The organism is Methylobacterium sp. J-001 (assembly GCF_022829565.1).
GTDB lineage: Bacteria > Pseudomonadota > Alphaproteobacteria > Rhizobiales > Beijerinckiaceae > Methylobacterium.
This window is the reverse complement of record NZ_JAKSYN010000196.1, coordinates 124,628-138,662: the sequence shown is the minus strand read 5'-3', so window position 1 is coordinate 138,662 and position 14,035 is coordinate 124,628. Positions and strand designations below refer to the sequence as shown.

The 14,035-nt window shown below is 69.2% G+C and carries 17 protein-coding genes and 1 tRNA gene; 11 read left to right on the top strand and 7 right to left on the bottom strand.

Features of this window, described 5'->3' with window-relative positions; translation table 11 throughout:
- Positions 1-23 precede the first annotated feature (23 nt).
- The 3 genes from MKK65_RS23690 to hemF form a co-directional block, all read right to left on the bottom strand.
- Positions 24-113, bottom strand: a tRNA-Ser gene (locus MKK65_RS23690).
- 80 nt (positions 114-193) lie between these two features.
- Entirely contained in the window at positions 194-1,312 is a 1,119-nt protein-coding gene (locus MKK65_RS23685) for an ATP-dependent RecD-like DNA helicase (RefSeq protein WP_243960447.1), read from the bottom strand.
- Complete coding sequence (hemF, locus tag MKK65_RS23680; protein WP_243960446.1) at positions 1,309-2,241, bottom strand: oxygen-dependent coproporphyrinogen oxidase; 933 nt, start codon at positions 2,239-2,241, stop codon at positions 1,309-1,311. Before hemF ends, MKK65_RS23685 begins: the two co-directional genes overlap by 4 nt.
- Positions 2,242-2,398: 157 nt before the next feature.
- Between hemF and MKK65_RS23675 the strand changes: the two genes are divergently transcribed.
- Complete coding sequence (locus MKK65_RS23675) at positions 2,399-3,103, top strand: glutathione S-transferase family protein (RefSeq protein ID WP_058193091.1); 705 nt, start codon at positions 2,399-2,401, stop codon at positions 3,101-3,103.
- 54 nt (positions 3,104-3,157) lie between these two features.
- Here MKK65_RS23675 and MKK65_RS23670 read toward each other — a convergent pair whose 3' ends face one another.
- The gene (locus MKK65_RS23670; RefSeq protein ID WP_201025780.1) at positions 3,158-3,568 is read right to left on the bottom strand and encodes a PaaI family thioesterase; all 411 of its coding nucleotides are present in this window, start codon (positions 3,566-3,568) and stop codon (positions 3,158-3,160) included.
- A 369-nt stretch (positions 3,569-3,937) separates the two neighbouring features.
- Here MKK65_RS23670 and MKK65_RS23665 point away from each other — a divergent pair, with 369 nt between their 5' ends.
- A complete protein-coding gene (locus MKK65_RS23665) occupies positions 3,938-4,444 on the top strand; it encodes a MucR family transcriptional regulator (protein WP_058193089.1) in 507 nt (168 codons plus the stop codon).
- 125 nt (positions 4,445-4,569) lie between these two features.
- On the opposite strand, the gene MKK65_RS23660 is transcribed toward MKK65_RS23665, so the two are convergent.
- Entirely contained in the window at positions 4,570-4,755 is a 186-nt protein-coding gene (locus MKK65_RS23660; protein ID WP_243960445.1) for a hypothetical protein, read from the bottom strand.
- Positions 4,756-4,953: 198 nt separating this feature from the next.
- Between MKK65_RS23660 and MKK65_RS23655 the strand changes: the two genes are divergently transcribed.
- The 4 genes from MKK65_RS23655 (at position 4,954) to MKK65_RS23640 (ending at position 7,691) form a co-directional block, all read left to right on the top strand.
- Positions 4,954-5,481, top strand: a complete 528-nt coding sequence (locus MKK65_RS23655) for a hypothetical protein (protein WP_243960444.1) — start codon at positions 4,954-4,956, stop codon at positions 5,479-5,481.
- A gap of 73 nt (positions 5,482-5,554) precedes the next feature.
- Positions 5,555-6,016 (top strand): GNAT family N-acetyltransferase, encoded by a 462-nt coding sequence (locus MKK65_RS23650; RefSeq protein WP_243960443.1) that lies wholly within the window; start codon positions 5,555-5,557, stop codon positions 6,014-6,016.
- Between the two features lie 71 nt (positions 6,017-6,087).
- Positions 6,088-6,441 carry a hypothetical protein gene (locus MKK65_RS23645; RefSeq protein ID WP_243960442.1) on the top strand — a complete coding sequence of 118 codons (354 nt, stop codon included), beginning with the start codon at positions 6,088-6,090 and terminating at the stop codon, positions 6,439-6,441.
- A 119-nt stretch (positions 6,442-6,560) separates the two neighbouring features.
- Positions 6,561-7,691 (top strand): DUF2336 domain-containing protein, encoded by a 1,131-nt coding sequence (locus MKK65_RS23640; RefSeq protein ID WP_243960441.1) that lies wholly within the window; start codon positions 6,561-6,563, stop codon positions 7,689-7,691.
- Between the two features lie 62 nt (positions 7,692-7,753).
- On the opposite strand, the gene MKK65_RS23635 is transcribed toward MKK65_RS23640, so the two are convergent.
- Complete coding sequence (locus tag MKK65_RS23635) at positions 7,754-8,068, bottom strand: hypothetical protein (RefSeq protein ID WP_243960440.1); 315 nt, start codon at positions 8,066-8,068, stop codon at positions 7,754-7,756.
- Positions 8,069-8,331: 263 nt separating this feature from the next.
- Between MKK65_RS23635 and MKK65_RS23630 the strand changes: the two genes are divergently transcribed.
- Together MKK65_RS23630 and MKK65_RS23625 are read left to right on the top strand one after the other, a co-directional pair.
- Positions 8,332-10,206, top strand: coding sequence for a PAS domain-containing sensor histidine kinase (locus MKK65_RS23630; protein ID WP_243960439.1), 1,875 nt, complete (start codon positions 8,332-8,334; stop codon positions 10,204-10,206).
- Positions 10,207-10,233: 27 nt separating this feature from the next.
- Positions 10,234-10,941: a peptidoglycan-binding domain-containing protein gene (locus MKK65_RS23625; RefSeq protein WP_243960438.1), complete on the top strand. Its 708-nt coding sequence runs from the start codon at positions 10,234-10,236 to the stop codon at positions 10,939-10,941.
- A 112-nt stretch (positions 10,942-11,053) separates the two neighbouring features.
- Here MKK65_RS23625 and MKK65_RS23620 read toward each other — a convergent pair whose 3' ends face one another.
- Positions 11,054-11,389: a hypothetical protein gene (locus MKK65_RS23620; protein WP_409565489.1), complete on the bottom strand. Its 336-nt coding sequence runs from the start codon at positions 11,387-11,389 to the stop codon at positions 11,054-11,056.
- A gap of 230 nt (positions 11,390-11,619) precedes the next feature.
- Between MKK65_RS23620 and MKK65_RS23615 the strand changes: the two genes are divergently transcribed.
- The 3 genes from MKK65_RS23615 (at position 11,620) to MKK65_RS23605 (ending at position 14,017) form a co-directional block, all read left to right on the top strand.
- Entirely contained in the window at positions 11,620-11,958 is a 339-nt protein-coding gene (locus tag MKK65_RS23615) for a DUF1491 family protein (RefSeq protein WP_058191525.1), read from the top strand.
- A 307-nt stretch (positions 11,959-12,265) separates the two neighbouring features.
- Positions 12,266-12,787, top strand: a complete 522-nt coding sequence (locus MKK65_RS23610; RefSeq protein ID WP_243960437.1) for a DUF1993 family protein — start codon at positions 12,266-12,268, stop codon at positions 12,785-12,787.
- A gap of 147 nt (positions 12,788-12,934) precedes the next feature.
- On the top strand, positions 12,935-14,017 hold the full coding sequence (locus MKK65_RS23605) for a molybdopterin-dependent oxidoreductase (protein ID WP_243960436.1): 1,083 nt from the start codon (positions 12,935-12,937) through the stop codon (positions 14,015-14,017).
- The last annotated feature ends 18 nt before the right edge of the window (positions 14,018-14,035 follow it).

The following is a 14,035-nucleotide window of genomic DNA, read 5'->3' as shown; positions in this document are numbered from 1 at the left end:
ATCGCAGCGGGTTAAGGGGGAATTGGCGGAGAGGGGGGGATTCGAACCCCCGATGCCCTTGCAGGCATGCCGCATTTCGAGTGCGGTGCATTCAACCGCTCTGCCACCTCTCCGCAAGGTGCCTCGATGAGACGGGCGGTGCCTAGCACGCGCGGTCGGGCTTCACAAGCGATGTCGATGCGCCGAGAGTCGATCAGACCACGATCGTGATGGCCTGCGCGGCCCGGGTGAGGCCGGTGTAGAGCCAGCGGGCGCGGTGCTCGCGGAAGGCGTAGGATTCGTCGAACAGGGTCACCCGGTCCCATTGCGAGCCCTGCGCCTTGTGCACCGTCAGCGCGTAGCCGTAGGTGAATTCGTCGGTCTCCCGGCGCAGGAACAGCGGGATCTCCTCGTCCGTGCCCGAGATCATCGCGCGCAGCACCTTGATGTCGGTGGCCCGGCGGCGGAGCGCCGGATCGTCCTCGGGGACGACATCGAGGCGGATCAGGTCCGGGCGCGGCGGGGCACGTAGGGCTTGCACCGTCCAGGTCGAGCCGTTGAGCAGGCCCTTCACCCGGTCGTTGCGCAGGCAGACCAGCTTCTCGCCCACCGCCGGCATCGGGTCGGTGTGGCCGGCGAGTTCCCGGAGCCGGTTGTTGTAGAGGCGGCGGGTCTTGTTGAGGCCGACCAGGACCTGGTCGCATTCCAGCACCTCGGCCGGGTCCAGCGTGCGGCGGGAGACGATGCGGCTCTGGCCGTAGGTGCCGATCTCCAGCCGCCCCCCCTCGCGCACGGTCATGGCCATGCGGACGATCGGGTCGTCCTTAGCCTGGCGATGCACCTCCGTGAGCATCACGTCGGGCTCGGCCTCGGTGAAGAAGCCGCCGCCGCGCACCGGCGGAAGCTGCGCCGGATCGCCCAGCACCAGCACCGGACGGTCGAAGGACAGGAGGTCGTTGCCGAGGTCGGAATCGACCATCGAGCATTCGTCGATGATGATCAGATCGGCCTTCGCGGCGGCGCCGGACCGGTTCAGTGTGAAGGTCGGGCCGCCCTCCTCCGCCTCCTTGGTGCGGTAGATCAGCGAGTGGATCGTGGCGGCGTCGTAGCAGCCCTTCTGGCGCATCACCGAGGCCGCCTTGCCGGTGAAGGCGCCGTACACCACCGTGCCGTCGACATCCTCGGCGATGCGGCGGGCGAGCGTGGTCTTGCCGGTGCCGGCATAGCCGAACAGCCGGAACACCTGGCTTCCGCCCGCCTTCCGCCAAGCGGCGATGGCCTTCAGCGCCGCGTCCTGCTGCGGCGCGTAAGCCGAGGGCAGCCCGGCACTCACGGCCAGCGCACGGTGGGCGGCAGCGACGACAGGATCGAGGCGACGTTGCCGCCGGTCTTCAGCCCGAAGATCGTGCCGCGGTCGTAGAGCAGGTTGAACTCGACGTAGCGGCCGCGCCGGACCTGCTGCTCCTCGCGGTCGGCCTCGGTCCAGGCGGTCCCGACATTGTCGCGGACGATCTTTGGATACGCCTCCAGGAAGGCGCCGCCGACATCGCGCGTGAAGCCCAAGTCCGCCTGCGCGTCGCCGGTCCAGCGATAATCATAAAAAATGCCGCCGATGCCGCGGGGCTCGTTGCGATGCTTGAGGTGGAAGTATTCGTCGCACCAGGCCTTGTAGCGGGCATGATCGACCCCGTGGGCGGCGCAGGCGCGCTCCAGGCAGGCGTGGAAGTGGCGGCTGTCCGGGTCGTCCTGGTTGCGCCGCCGCACCAGCACCGGCGTGAGGTCGGCGCCGCCCCCGAACCACGCCTTCGTGGTCACGACGAAGCGGGTGTTCATGTGCACCGTCGGCACATGTGGGTTCCATGGATGGGCGATCAGCGAGATGCCGGTGGCGAAGAAGCGCGGATCCTCGGCGGCCCCGGGCATCTGGGCGCGGAATTCCGGGGCGAACTCGCCGTGGACGGTGGAGATGTGCACCCCGGCCTTCTCGAAGACCCGGCCCTTCAGCATCGCCATGACCCCGCCGCCGCCGGGCTGGCCGGTATGGTCGGTGCGGTCCCAGGGCGTCTTCACGAAGGTCCCGGGCCCGGGGGGGGCATCCGGATGGAACGGCCCCTCGGCTTCGGCCTCCAGGGTCTCGAAGGCCGCGAGGATACGGTCGCGCAGGGTCGCGAACCAGGCCGCGGCCTCGGATTTCATGGCCGTCACGTCGGCCTCGGACAGGGGGGCAGTCAGCGCCGCGCGGGCGTCGTCCGGCATCGTCATGCCGTAGGCTTTCCCACTGCGCCGATGGGGCGTCAATCGCCGGGCCTGAATTCGGCCTGCTGCATCGCCCTGCGTCGCCACGGCGTTGTCGCCCTAGATCAACCGGTCCCGCGCCCGTGCGGCGCGCACCCTCGAACCGTCAGGACAGTCCGAGACCATGGCCGATACGCTCCGCCTCTTCACCTCGCCCTCCGCCTTCCCGAACCCGCAGCGCCTGCGCCTGTTCGCGCATGAGAAGGGCATCGCCCACCTGTTCGACGAGGTGATCTACGACATGGCGCCGGGCGGCGAGCAGCGGCAATGGCGCCATCTCAAGATGAACCCCTGGGGCGAGACGCCGACCCTCCTGCTCGCTGACGGGACCGTGCTGTCCGAGACGGCCGCGATCGTGCGCTACCTCGACGCGGCCCATCCGGGCCGCCGCCTCACCGGCGAGACGCCTCTGGAGCAGGGGCTCGACACGATGTGGGACAACCGGATCTGGGTGCACATCCTCTACCGGATCACCACGATGTTCCACGTGCTGCACCAGGGGCTCGGGCCGAAGCTGGAGCTGACGCACAACCCGCAATGGGGCGAGCATTGCCGCAAGGAGGCGCTGGGGCACGCCGCGCTGGTCGACCGCCACCTGGCGGACGGCCGCTCGTGGATGCTCGGCGGCGATGAGCCGACCTTTGCCGACATCACGCTCTGCACGGCGATCGCGTTCTCGAAATTCCCGGTCTGCGCCACCCCGCTCGACGAACGGTTCGAGCAGCTCGACGCCCTGTGGCGGCGCTGGCAGGCGCGGGCGAGCTTCAAGGCGGCCTATGCCGATGGCGGCAGCGGTCTGACGGAACTCGACCACCTCAAGAGCGCGTAGGACGGCTCTCGGCGCCCCGGTTCGGCGCGTGCGTTCGCCGAACCGGGGCGCGCATCAGCCCAGGGCGCTCTCGCTCACGGGCTTGAGCAGGCCGGTGGCGCTCGCGACCAGATCGCCCTCCGCGTCGCGGATCTCGGCCTCGCAGAAGATCACCGAGCGCCCGGCCCGGGTGACGCGGCCCTCGGCGATCAGGATGCCCCGCCCCGGGGCGAGGAACCGGGTCTGCATGTCGAGGGTCACCACCGGCCGCCCGGCCTTGAGGCGGGCGGCCGTGCCGAGGGCGACATCCAGCAGGGTGCAGATGACGCCGCCATGCGCGATCCCGAGATTGTTGGCGTGTTCCGGCCGCAGGGCGAGGCGCAGCCGGGTCCGGCCCTCTCGCACGTCCAGGGCCTCGATCCCGCAATGATTCACAAACGGGATGTGGGCTCCGAAGACCGTGCCCTGCTCCGATGATCGATCCACGCCCATCTCCCCAGATCTCGTCCCGCCGACATGTCATCGCGCGAACAGTATCTAAGTCCGTGCGACGGATCGCGCCCGAACCGACGTGTTTCTGGTTCGTAACGAGACCGGCCAGGGCTTTTCGCAGACCAAGCGGCCGGATTGGTGATGGCCAATGGCGTAACGTGTGCGGTCCGCAAGGACCGGATCCCGTCCAAGTGGGGTGCGCCGCTATCGGTTTGCTCAGGCGACGATTGCAGCTGCACCGACGGCTTGAGTAATATGCGTGTTCATGACCGACGCATTGTGCAAAGAAAATCTCGACGACGACTTGATTTTGCTGCACAGACGATAGAACCGTGCTCCAGCGTGGGATAGAGGGAATCATCGATGGACGATATCGCGACAGATCAGCAGCAGACCTTTATCGAGCAGGCTTCGGACATCGTGTCCGCGTATGTCTCGAACAATTCAGTCCCGATCAGCGAATTACCGGCACTTTTGGCCGGCGTTCACGCGGCTCTGGCGAAGCTCTCCGCTCCGGCGGCGACCGTCACTGAGACGGCCGACAAGCCGACGCCGGCCCAGATCCGCAAGTCGGTGACCCCGGATGCGCTGATCTCGTTCATCGACGGCAAGCCCTACAAGACCCTGAAGCGCCACTTGTCGCGCAACGGTCTGACCATTGAGCAGTATCGCGAGCGTTTCGGGCTGCCGCGGGACTATCCGTCGACCGCTGCCAGCTACTCGGCTCAGCGTTCGGAGCTCGCCCGCAGCCTCGGCCTTGGCCAGCAGCGCCGCAAGTCGGCCGCCGCCCCGGCGCCGGAGCCCGAGGAGGAGCCCGTCGAGAAGCCGAAGAAGGCCAGCCGTCCGCGCAAGGCCAAGGAAACGGCCTGATCGCGCGCGGCCCAGGATTGGCGCCGCACTGAGACTAACGATCCGGGCGGCTCGCGCGCAGCGTGCCGCCCGGATCGTTTTCGGATTGCCCCAATCTTCGCGGGATGGGTTGTCCGTCGCGTCGATCAGGCGAAATCCGCGAGATCGTCGGCCACGTCCCCCGCAGCCTCCTCCGTCTCGGCCTTTTCGGACTCGCTCTTCTGGGTCTTGTCGGCCTCGGGCTGCCGACCGGGGTATGGCGGCGGCCCGCCCTCCCCCGGCGCATCGCCGCCCTGCTTGTCCGTGGTCTGGTCCAGCACCCGGCCCGCCATGCTGCGCCCTCCCCGTCGACATCGCGTCTGTCGATCAAAACCGCCGGCCCGGCGCCCGTTCCACGCGCGATGCCGCATGCGCCGTAACAGGATGCACCAACCGGAAAGCCCCCGGCCTTCAGGCGCCGGCGGAAAGATGGAACGGTGACGCCGTGCGGACGGACGCCACGATCCGCTGCGTGAGGGATGGAACCTGCGATGACGGACACGCAACCTGGCGCGGAGGCGAGCCGCCGCGACCTGCTGGCGGCTTCGCTGTTCGGGGCCCTTCCGCTCCTTCTGGGCGCGGCCGCGCAGGCCAGCCCGCTCAACCCCGAGCAGACCATCATCCTGTCGCCCGACGCGCTCCCGTGGATGCCGACGAAAGGCTATCCCGAGCGCAGCGCCGACCGCTGCGCGCTCACCGGCGACATCAACGGCACCGGCCTCTACTATACCCTGATCCGCTGGTGGCCGGGCTACATGAGCGCGCCGCACACCTACACGACGGACCGGTTCTGCATGATCCTGTCCGGCACGTGGTGGTGCAACAGCGGACCGGATTTCGACCCCGCGGCCTGCGTGCCCGTGAAGGCCGGCAGCTTCGTGCGCCGGGTGGCGGGCACGCCACATTATGACGGCGTGGTCCGTGATGGCAGCGAGCCGGCCGTGATCGCGATCTGCGGCATGGCACCGGTGAACTACGCGCTGGTTGACCCGTCGCAGCCGGGCTGGCGGCGGGTCTGACGCCGATCGACCGGAGGCGACCGATCGCGCCGGCTCGCGTTGACCGCCCGGTAGCACGGTACGGGAGCAGGGATTGGGCAATCGCTACGGGCTGGAGATCCGCGCCGCCGCGGGACCCGACGCGCCGGGCCTCGCGGAGCTGCTGGGTGAGGCCGGCATCGCGGTCGGCGCGGCGGATCTCGCCGCCCGGCTCGATGCCCTTCAGGGCAGCGGCGGCACGGCGCTCGTGGCGGTGGAATGGGGGCCACCGAGCGGGCTGATCGCGCTCGCGCCCGTCCGCACCCTCGAGGCATCCAAGGCGCTGGGCCTGATCACGACCCTCGTTGTGGCGACGGAATCCCGGCGCCGGGGTATCGGCCGGGTGCTGTTGAAGGCGGCGGCGCGGGCGGCCCGGCAGGCCGGCTGCGAGCGGATGCTCCTGAACATCGGCCCCGGGCAGGAGGCGCTGCACGCCTTCGCCGCCGCGGCCGGTTTCATGGGCGATGGGCAGATCCTCACCCGTCCTTTGCTGAAGCGAGGATCGGCGGAGACTTGAGATCCGCGACATCATGGGCACAGCCGGCGACCAGGATCGGGCGTTGACCCGGCAATACTGGAGTTCCACCGATGCTGCGATCCGAGACCCCACCGTCCCCCGGGAACCTGCAGGCCGATCCGCCGCCGGATTCCAACAGCCCGACCTCGGCCCAGCTCAAGGGTGACATCGACAGCGGCCGGACTGGCGACAAGGCTCCTCACGTCGATGTCGGGGCTGCCCCCCTCGGCACCTGCGAGGAAGCCGGAGGGACACCGCCGACCTCGCAGGAAGTCCGCCTCGCGCGGCAGAACGAGCGCGCGCCCTCGGAGAAGGCCGCGGCCGGCATCATGCAGCAGCGCACCCCGTGGATCACATCAGCCTTTGCCAGCGCGATCGTGGCGATCGCAGTGGTGCTGACCTTGTCGCTCTGGCTGCTGCACTGAGCCCAGAAAGGTCCCGGGATGGTGCAGGACGACACGGCTCCGATGAGGGCGGCTTAAAGGTCGATTCACGTCGATGCGGTTAGCGTGAGCTTACTGCAGTCTTGCGTAACCCGATCCTCATGCCCCCATCCGTCGATGCTCCGCCGGACCTGTCCGGGCTCCTCGAATTGTCACGGATCGAGAATCTCGATCTCAAGCCGGTGATCCTCCGGGTGCAGACCGATCTCTTCGTTCGGTCACCCGGCCGGGATCGGGCCCAGATCGAGATCTTCGAGTCCCTCGCCTGCGGCCTGATCCCTCGGGTGGACGACGAGACCGCTCAGGTCGTCGCCGCCAAGCTCGCTGCCTTCCCGGAGACGCCGCCCGCCGTGCTGGAGGCGCTCGCCATGCGGGGCGGCGGCGTCCGCGATACGGTGGTGACACTCGCCCCCGTGCTGAGCCACCGCCTGATCGAGGCCGCGCTGGCCGACGGCTCCGACATCGCCGCCCGCATCGCTGCGCGGGTCGGGCTGAGCCGCGAGGCGGTGGACGAACTCTCCCGCGAGGGGCGCCCGGAGATCGACCTCGCCCTGGCCGCGAATGTCGGGATCACGCTGCGCGGGGCAGCGCTCGCCCGGCTCGTGAACCGCGGCCGCAGAGTCGCCGAACTGGCGCGCCTGCTGCTCGCCCGCCCCGACGTCTCGGCCGCCGACCTCGTGCCCCTCTATCTCCATGCCGACCTGATCCGCCGCGAGGTGATCGGCCGGACCGTCGAGGCGACCGCGGCCCTGCGCCCCTGCCCGCCCCCGCCGCGCGGCCTCGGCGAGACTCTGACCGGCCTCTCGGCTTCGCAGGACGTCCCGACCTTCATCGCGGCCCTGGCCGACGGCCTCGGCGTGGCGCACGACTTCCTCTCCGTGGTCACCGACCCGGGTGCGCGCTACGACCTGCTGACGCTGGGCCTGCGCGCCGCCGGCCTGCACGAGGAGGAGGCAGTCTACATCTTCCTCACGCTGAACCAGGGCGTGGCGCGCTCCGCCGAGCGGGTGGCCGGGCTGGTGCGCCTATTCCGAACCGTGAGCCGGCCGGCCTCCCGCGACCTCATCGCGGCGATCCTGGACACGCCCCTGGCCGAGCGCGGACGGAGCGAGGCCCACCAGCCTCTGCACGGCCCGGAGGCCAAGCTGCGCCAGGGTCTCGAGCGCGCTGGCGTCCAGCGCCCGCCCCTGCCGATGCGCAATCTCCGGGCGACCGGCGGCGACGCCGGCTGAGGCACGAAAGTCAGGGATTCAAAAGGGCTCAGCCCTTTGGAAACCCAGGGTTTCGCGTGGGATCAGCGCGGCTCGGCCGGACCATGCCAGGCAGGCTGCCGGTCGGCGGCTTCCAGCGTGTCGTTCGACGCGGGCTCGTCCACGCCGGCGCGGCGGCTCAGTTCCGCCATCAGGCCCCGGGCCAGCACGGCACGCACGGCCCGGTCGCGGGTCTCGACAGGAACCGCCTCGAGAGCGGCAGGCAGCGCCGCCTTGGCGCCCGCCACCGCCGATCCCGTGAGCTTACGGGTTTCCGCAGCCGGATCGGTGCCGTTGCGCAGCAGCGCCAGGTACGAGAGCGCGCCGATCACCAGCGCGGCGCGCAGCAGGAAGGTCATCGGACAAGCTCCTTCGCGGGTCTCGACCGTGAAAATCCGCCGGTTTTCGTGAACTCCACCTCAACCGCGTCGGGTTTTCGCGCGCCATGGTGAACAAAGCCCGCGCAGGGGCCGCTGGTTACCTTACGGAAAGCATCCCGCGCATTCGGCCAAGTCCCGCAACACTCGTTTAAGCCGCCCCTGCGACTGTCCGGTAGTCGTTTTGAAGTCGAGCCGGAGGCGCGGGAAATGTCGATTGGCATTCACCGCGGCGCGTGTGAGCCTTGCCTGTTAAAAAAGCCCTGACTTCTCTGCTCGACGACCGCCTCGCGGGTCTGGTCCACGAATCCGTGGCCGACGATGCGAGCGTGCGGTTCCGGCATGAGCGTTTCCTGGTGTCCCGCCTCGCCACCGGCATGGTGATGATGGCGGCGCTCCCGCCTTATCTCGTCTGGCGCGGGGTCCCGTCGGGCATCGAGGTTCTGGCGATCGCGAGCCTGTTGCTGCCGGTGCTGGCCGCCGTGCTGCTCGCCCGCACCGGCTCCCTCTGGGTGGCGCACGCGATCTCATCGGCGGGCCTGACCGGGCTGGTGGTCTGCCTCGCGGGCCTCACCGGCGGCGCCGCTTCCCCGGCCGCGGTCTGGCTGGTGGCGATCCCCCTGGAGGCCCTGGTCTCCGGCTCGATGCGCGCCACGTTCGCCGCCGCGTTCCTCGCCGTGCTCGGCGTGCTCGGCGTCGTCTCCCTCGGCTCCTGGGCCGGGACCGTCCCGATGATGGATATCTCCGCCAGCGTCGCCCTGCCGGTCTTCGCGATCACGGCGATCGGCCATGTCGCCGCCCAGGCTCTGGAGCACATGCGCAACGAGGGCACCTGGCGCGAGCGGCTGCGCGACAACGAGGCCCGCGACCGGCTGCTGCTCTCGGCGATCGACGACCTCGTGACCTGGCACGACCGCAACGGCCGGGTGCTGGAGGCCTCGGTCTCGGCAAGCCGCCTGGTCGGCAGCGATGCGGCGCGGCTGCGCGGCCACGGCCTGCTGGAGCGGGTCCACGTCGCCGACCGGCCGGCCTTCCTCAAGGCGGTGAGCGACGTCGCCGCGACCGGGCGGCCCGCCACCCTGCCCCTGCGCCTCCATGTCGAGCCCGCCGCTGGCCGGCCCGACGGCGCCCCCCTGATCCATGCCGAGATGCGCGCCCACCGGATCGCGCACGGCCCGCACGACGCAGCCATGACCGTCGTGGCCGTGACCCGCGACATGACCGAGCACCACCGCCACGCTGAGGAGCTGGAGCGCGCCCGCGCCGAAGCCGAGCGCGCCGATGCGATCAAGGGCCGGTTCCTGGCCAACGTCACCCACGAGCTGCGCACGCCGCTCAACGCGATCATCGGCTTCTCCCAGGTGCTGGCGGGCGAAGGCGCGATCAGCCTCAGCCCGGACCAGGCGCGGGAATATGCCGGGATCATCGGCGCCTCCGGCCACCACCTTCTAGGGGTCGTCAACACGCTGCTCGACATGAGCCGGATCCAGAGCGGCAATTTCGACTACGCCCCGGAGACATTCGACGCCGCTGCCCTGGTCCGGTCCTGCTGCGACCTGATGCGCCTCAAGGCCGAGGCGGCCGGGGTGACCCTGTCGGCAACCGTTCCGGGCCCGATCGAGATCACGGCCGATCCGACCGCGTGCCGGCAGGTGCTGATCAACCTGATCTCGAACGCCGTGAAGTTCACCCCGCGGGGCGGCCGGGTCGACCTGTCCCTGCGCCCGAGCGCGGACGGGCTGGACATCGTCGTCGCCGATACCGGCGTGGGCGTCGGGGAGATCGACCTGCCCAAGCTCGGCACGCCGTTCTTCCAGGCCGGTAGCGGCGACTACAAGCGCCAGCACGAGGGGACCGGCCTCGGCCTCTCGGTGGTGCAGGGCTTGGTCGGCCTGCATGGCGGCGCCATGCTGATCGAGAGCGCCCCCCAGGCCGGCACCGTCGTGACCGTCACGCTGCCCCTGGTCTGCCGGGATCCGGCGGCCGCCGCCGGTCCCGCACCGATCCGCACCGCCGTGCGGGGCGCCGCTCCCCCGCGCCGCTCGGTGGTGCGCCTGCCGCTCGGCCTGTTCGACGCCGAGCCTGCCGCCCCGGAGCCGACCCTGCGCCGGGCCGGGTGAACCATCGATCCGCGAGAAGGAGACACGATGTCAGGCTACCGCGAGATCACCGTCCCGGGCGAGGCACGCTCCGCCCGCCGTCCGGCGCCGCGCCGTGCCGCCGCCCCGAGCGATTGGCGCGGCGTGCTGGTGGGTGCGGTGAAGGCCACGGGCGCCTCCTGCCGGAACAGCCCGGGCACGGTGCTGAGCAGCGTCGTGGCCGTGGGCGCGGCGGGCTTCATCTGCTTCAACGCGCTGGGCCATCAATCCGGCCGCCATCCGGCGCCGATCCTGCCCAAGGTCGCGACCCAGAAGGCCCCCGCCCCCCGGGAGGCGGCAGCGGCTGCGAAGGAAGCGATCCGGGATGTCGTCAAGGAACCGACGCAGCCCGATCGGACCGTCGCCGCCAAGCAGGCCGTTCGGGACCCGATCGCCGAGCTGATCCGGTCCGATGAGACCACCGCCTCGGTGACGCCCCGGGCCGTGGCTGCTCGGAATGCCGCCAAGCCGGTGCAAAAGGATGCACCCAAGGACGCGGCGAAGACGACGAGGCTCGAGAAGGACGCTGATCCGGTGCTGCGGGCGCAGAAGGCGCTGTCGAAGCTCGGCTATGCGATCAAGCCTGACGGCGCCATGGGGCCGGGCACCCGGGCGGCGATCGAGAAGTTCGAGCGGAGCGCCAAGCTCCCGGTGACCGGCGAGGCCGCGGGCCGGACCCTGCGCGCGCTGATGTCTCGCGCCGGCGGTCAAGGCTAGACCGCCCGCAGCCGGAGCGAGGACCGATTGGGCTGCGGGCGACTGGTAACAGAGAAGACCGAGCGCCGCCCCGCCCTTTGCGAGGTTCATCGCACAGGCCCGCGCAATGCGTTCAGTATTGCGTGCCGGTGAAGCGGCAGATCGTCTTGCAGCGCGGGCCACCATTGCCCTGCCAGGATTTGGCGTGACCGATCGAGCCGGTCATATCCTGGGTCGGATTCCCCCCGGAGCGATGGACGACGATGTTGCAGGGATCGCTCGGCGTCCGCTGGTAACGGGGGCATGACCGCGACTCGCGATTGCTTAGCAGATCCATCAACGTCTCCGATGCAGCGCCGGCCGGCGCGGTGACGGTGAAGACGGACGCCATGACCAGCGCAGCAATCCATGCGAACCTCGGCATATCGATGATCCTTTCTGCGCCGCAACCTGTAAGTTTGAGCGGCATATGCCCAATTAATCGTCAAAGTTACTTGCTTGTGTGCGTAAAAACACAGAGATGGAATTCTTTTTAATCCCGAAGATCTGCAAATTTTTGCTGGAATATTTTGACTGCTTGATCGTGTTCTCGGAGCGTGCGTGGCTCCCCTGAGCAGGCGCCGGCGAACAGGTCATATCCGGTTGCGTGGGCCGACGCTTTCGCGCATCCCGAATGCGCTTCCGGGAGGCCCGACACGCATGCGCCTGCGCTCCGATTTCTGGGTCTCGGCCCACCTGCGCCGCCTCGGGGTGGAAGGCATCCCGGCGGTGTTGCGCCGACGCGGATCGCCGGAGGCCGGCGCGATCTTCGTGAAGGTCGATCGCCTCGACGGCACCGCCGACCTCTACGGCCCTGCCCCACAGGCCCTGTTCGAGACCGAGGACAGCGGCGACCGCCGCTTTGCCGCCCTGGTCACGGGGGGCACCCCGCTCGACGTGGAGGAGCGGCTGACCAAGGAAATCCGGTTCGACACCGATCTCTGGATCATCGAGATCGACGATCGCGAGGGGCGGCATTTTCTGGTGTTGGCGGAGTAGGTTTGCAGCTTAACGATCAGAAAATCGTCGACCTCGGTCTGGATAGCTCCGGCATCGACGAGAGCGACCTACCGGGCGCGCCGGAGCGGCGGCGTTCGCATGTGATTCAACGGATCACGTCGTCGAAACGTAACGCTTGGCGCCCATCGCGTGAGGCTGCTCCGACCCATGCCAGCGTCCTGGATCGCCAGGCGCGCTTCCCCGAGGCGGCCATTCGTCCAGCGTCCGGCCGCTTCGCGCGACGCCCCCTCGCGCGGTGTGCGCCTTCTCACCGCGTCTTCGATGGCGGATGCCTAAGGCAGCCCGAATGAGCATCAGCATCCACGCCGTCAGCGTTCCGATCTTTGTCAACGCGCTTCGCGCCATGAGCTCGTGGCTCGACAAGGCGGCATCGGAAAAGCCGGAAGCCGAGTTGTTCGTCCGGCGGCTGGCTCCGGACATGAAGCCTCTGCCTGCCCAGTATCAAATGGCGTCCGACACCGCGAAGAACGCGGTGGCACGGCTCGCCGGGATCGATGCGCCCGCGATGCCCGACGTGGAGGCGACCTTCGCCGAACTCAAAGAGCGTTGTGCGCGGACGATTGCCTTCGTCGAGGGCATCGATCCGGCCGCGTTGGCCTCAAGCGCGGAGCGCGAGGTGGAGCTCAAGTTCCCGAACGGCATGGGATACCGCTTCAGCGGACAGGCCTATCTCACCGGCTTCGCGCTTCCGAACTTCTACTTCCACGTGACCACAGCCTACGGGATCCTCCGCGGCGCCGGAGTGAGTCTCGGCAAGCCGGATTTTCTCCAGCATCTCGGGCCGCCGAACATCCACACCGCGCAGTAGTCGTTCAAGTTCTCGAGGCCCGGAACCGCTCTGGGGGACCGGGTGAACGCGCGCCCGACGACTTCGCCCCGGCTGTGTCCGGGGCGATGATTGAGCCTTCCCGCCGCCGGCGCGTTCTCCCCTGTCCTCACCCGAACGGAAGCCCCGATGTCGAGCCTATCCGAGCGAAAGGCTCGCCTGATCGTCCATGGCGATCGACCCTACAATGCCGAACCGCCTCTCGGCCGACTGCGCGCCTCCTACCGGACCCCGGCGGCGGACTTCTATGTCCGATCGCATGGCGATCTACCGGACCTCGACCCGGAAACCTGGCGCCTCACCGTCGATGGCGGAGCCGGTCTCACGCTGGAACTTTCGCTGCATGACCTCCGCACCCGCTTCGCGGAAGCCACGGTCACGGCGACGATGCAATGTGCCGGCAATCGTCGTGCCGACATGCGACCGGTTGCACCGGTATCCGGCGATCCTTGGGATGCCGGCGCCATCGGGACGGCCGAATGGACCGGGGTCCGCCTTGGCGACATCCTGCGCGAGGCAGGTGTCGCGGATGGCGCGGATCTCCATGTGGCCTTCGAGAGCCACGACGTGGTCGAGGGCCGCCCGTACGGAGCCTCGATCCCACTCGGCAAGGCAGTGGCGCCCGAGACCTTGCTCGCCTACGCCATGAACGGTGAAGCCTTGCTGCCCGAGCATGGCTTCCCGGTCCGCGCGGTCGTGCCGGGCTTTGCCGGCGTGCGCAGCCCCAAATGGCTCCGGCGCCTCGCCGTGCAGGATCACCCATCCGACAACCCGATCCAGGCCGACGATTACAAGCTGTACCCGCCCGACGTGACCGCGGAGACGGCGGATCCGGCCAAGGGACACACCATCGATACGATGCCGCTGAACGCCGCGATCTGCGAGCCGGAACGCGGAGCCACTCTCAAGGCCGGAAGGAACAGGCTTCGCGGCTACGCGGTGAGCGGCGACAGGGCCATCGTACGTGTCGATGTCTCCGGGACTGGAGGCCGGTCCTGGATGCAGGCTCATCTGGAGCACGAGCCGGATGCGCCATTCGCATGGACGTTCTGGAGCGTGGAACTCGATCTGCCTCCAGGCGAGCACGAGCTGGCTGTCCGCGCTTGGGACGCGGCCGGCCAGACGCAGCCGGCGCTGCCGGACGACACCTGGAACCACAAGGGCTACCTCTGCACCTGCTGGCATCGGGTGCGGGTGCGTGTGACCGACTAGACCATCGATCGGTAGATC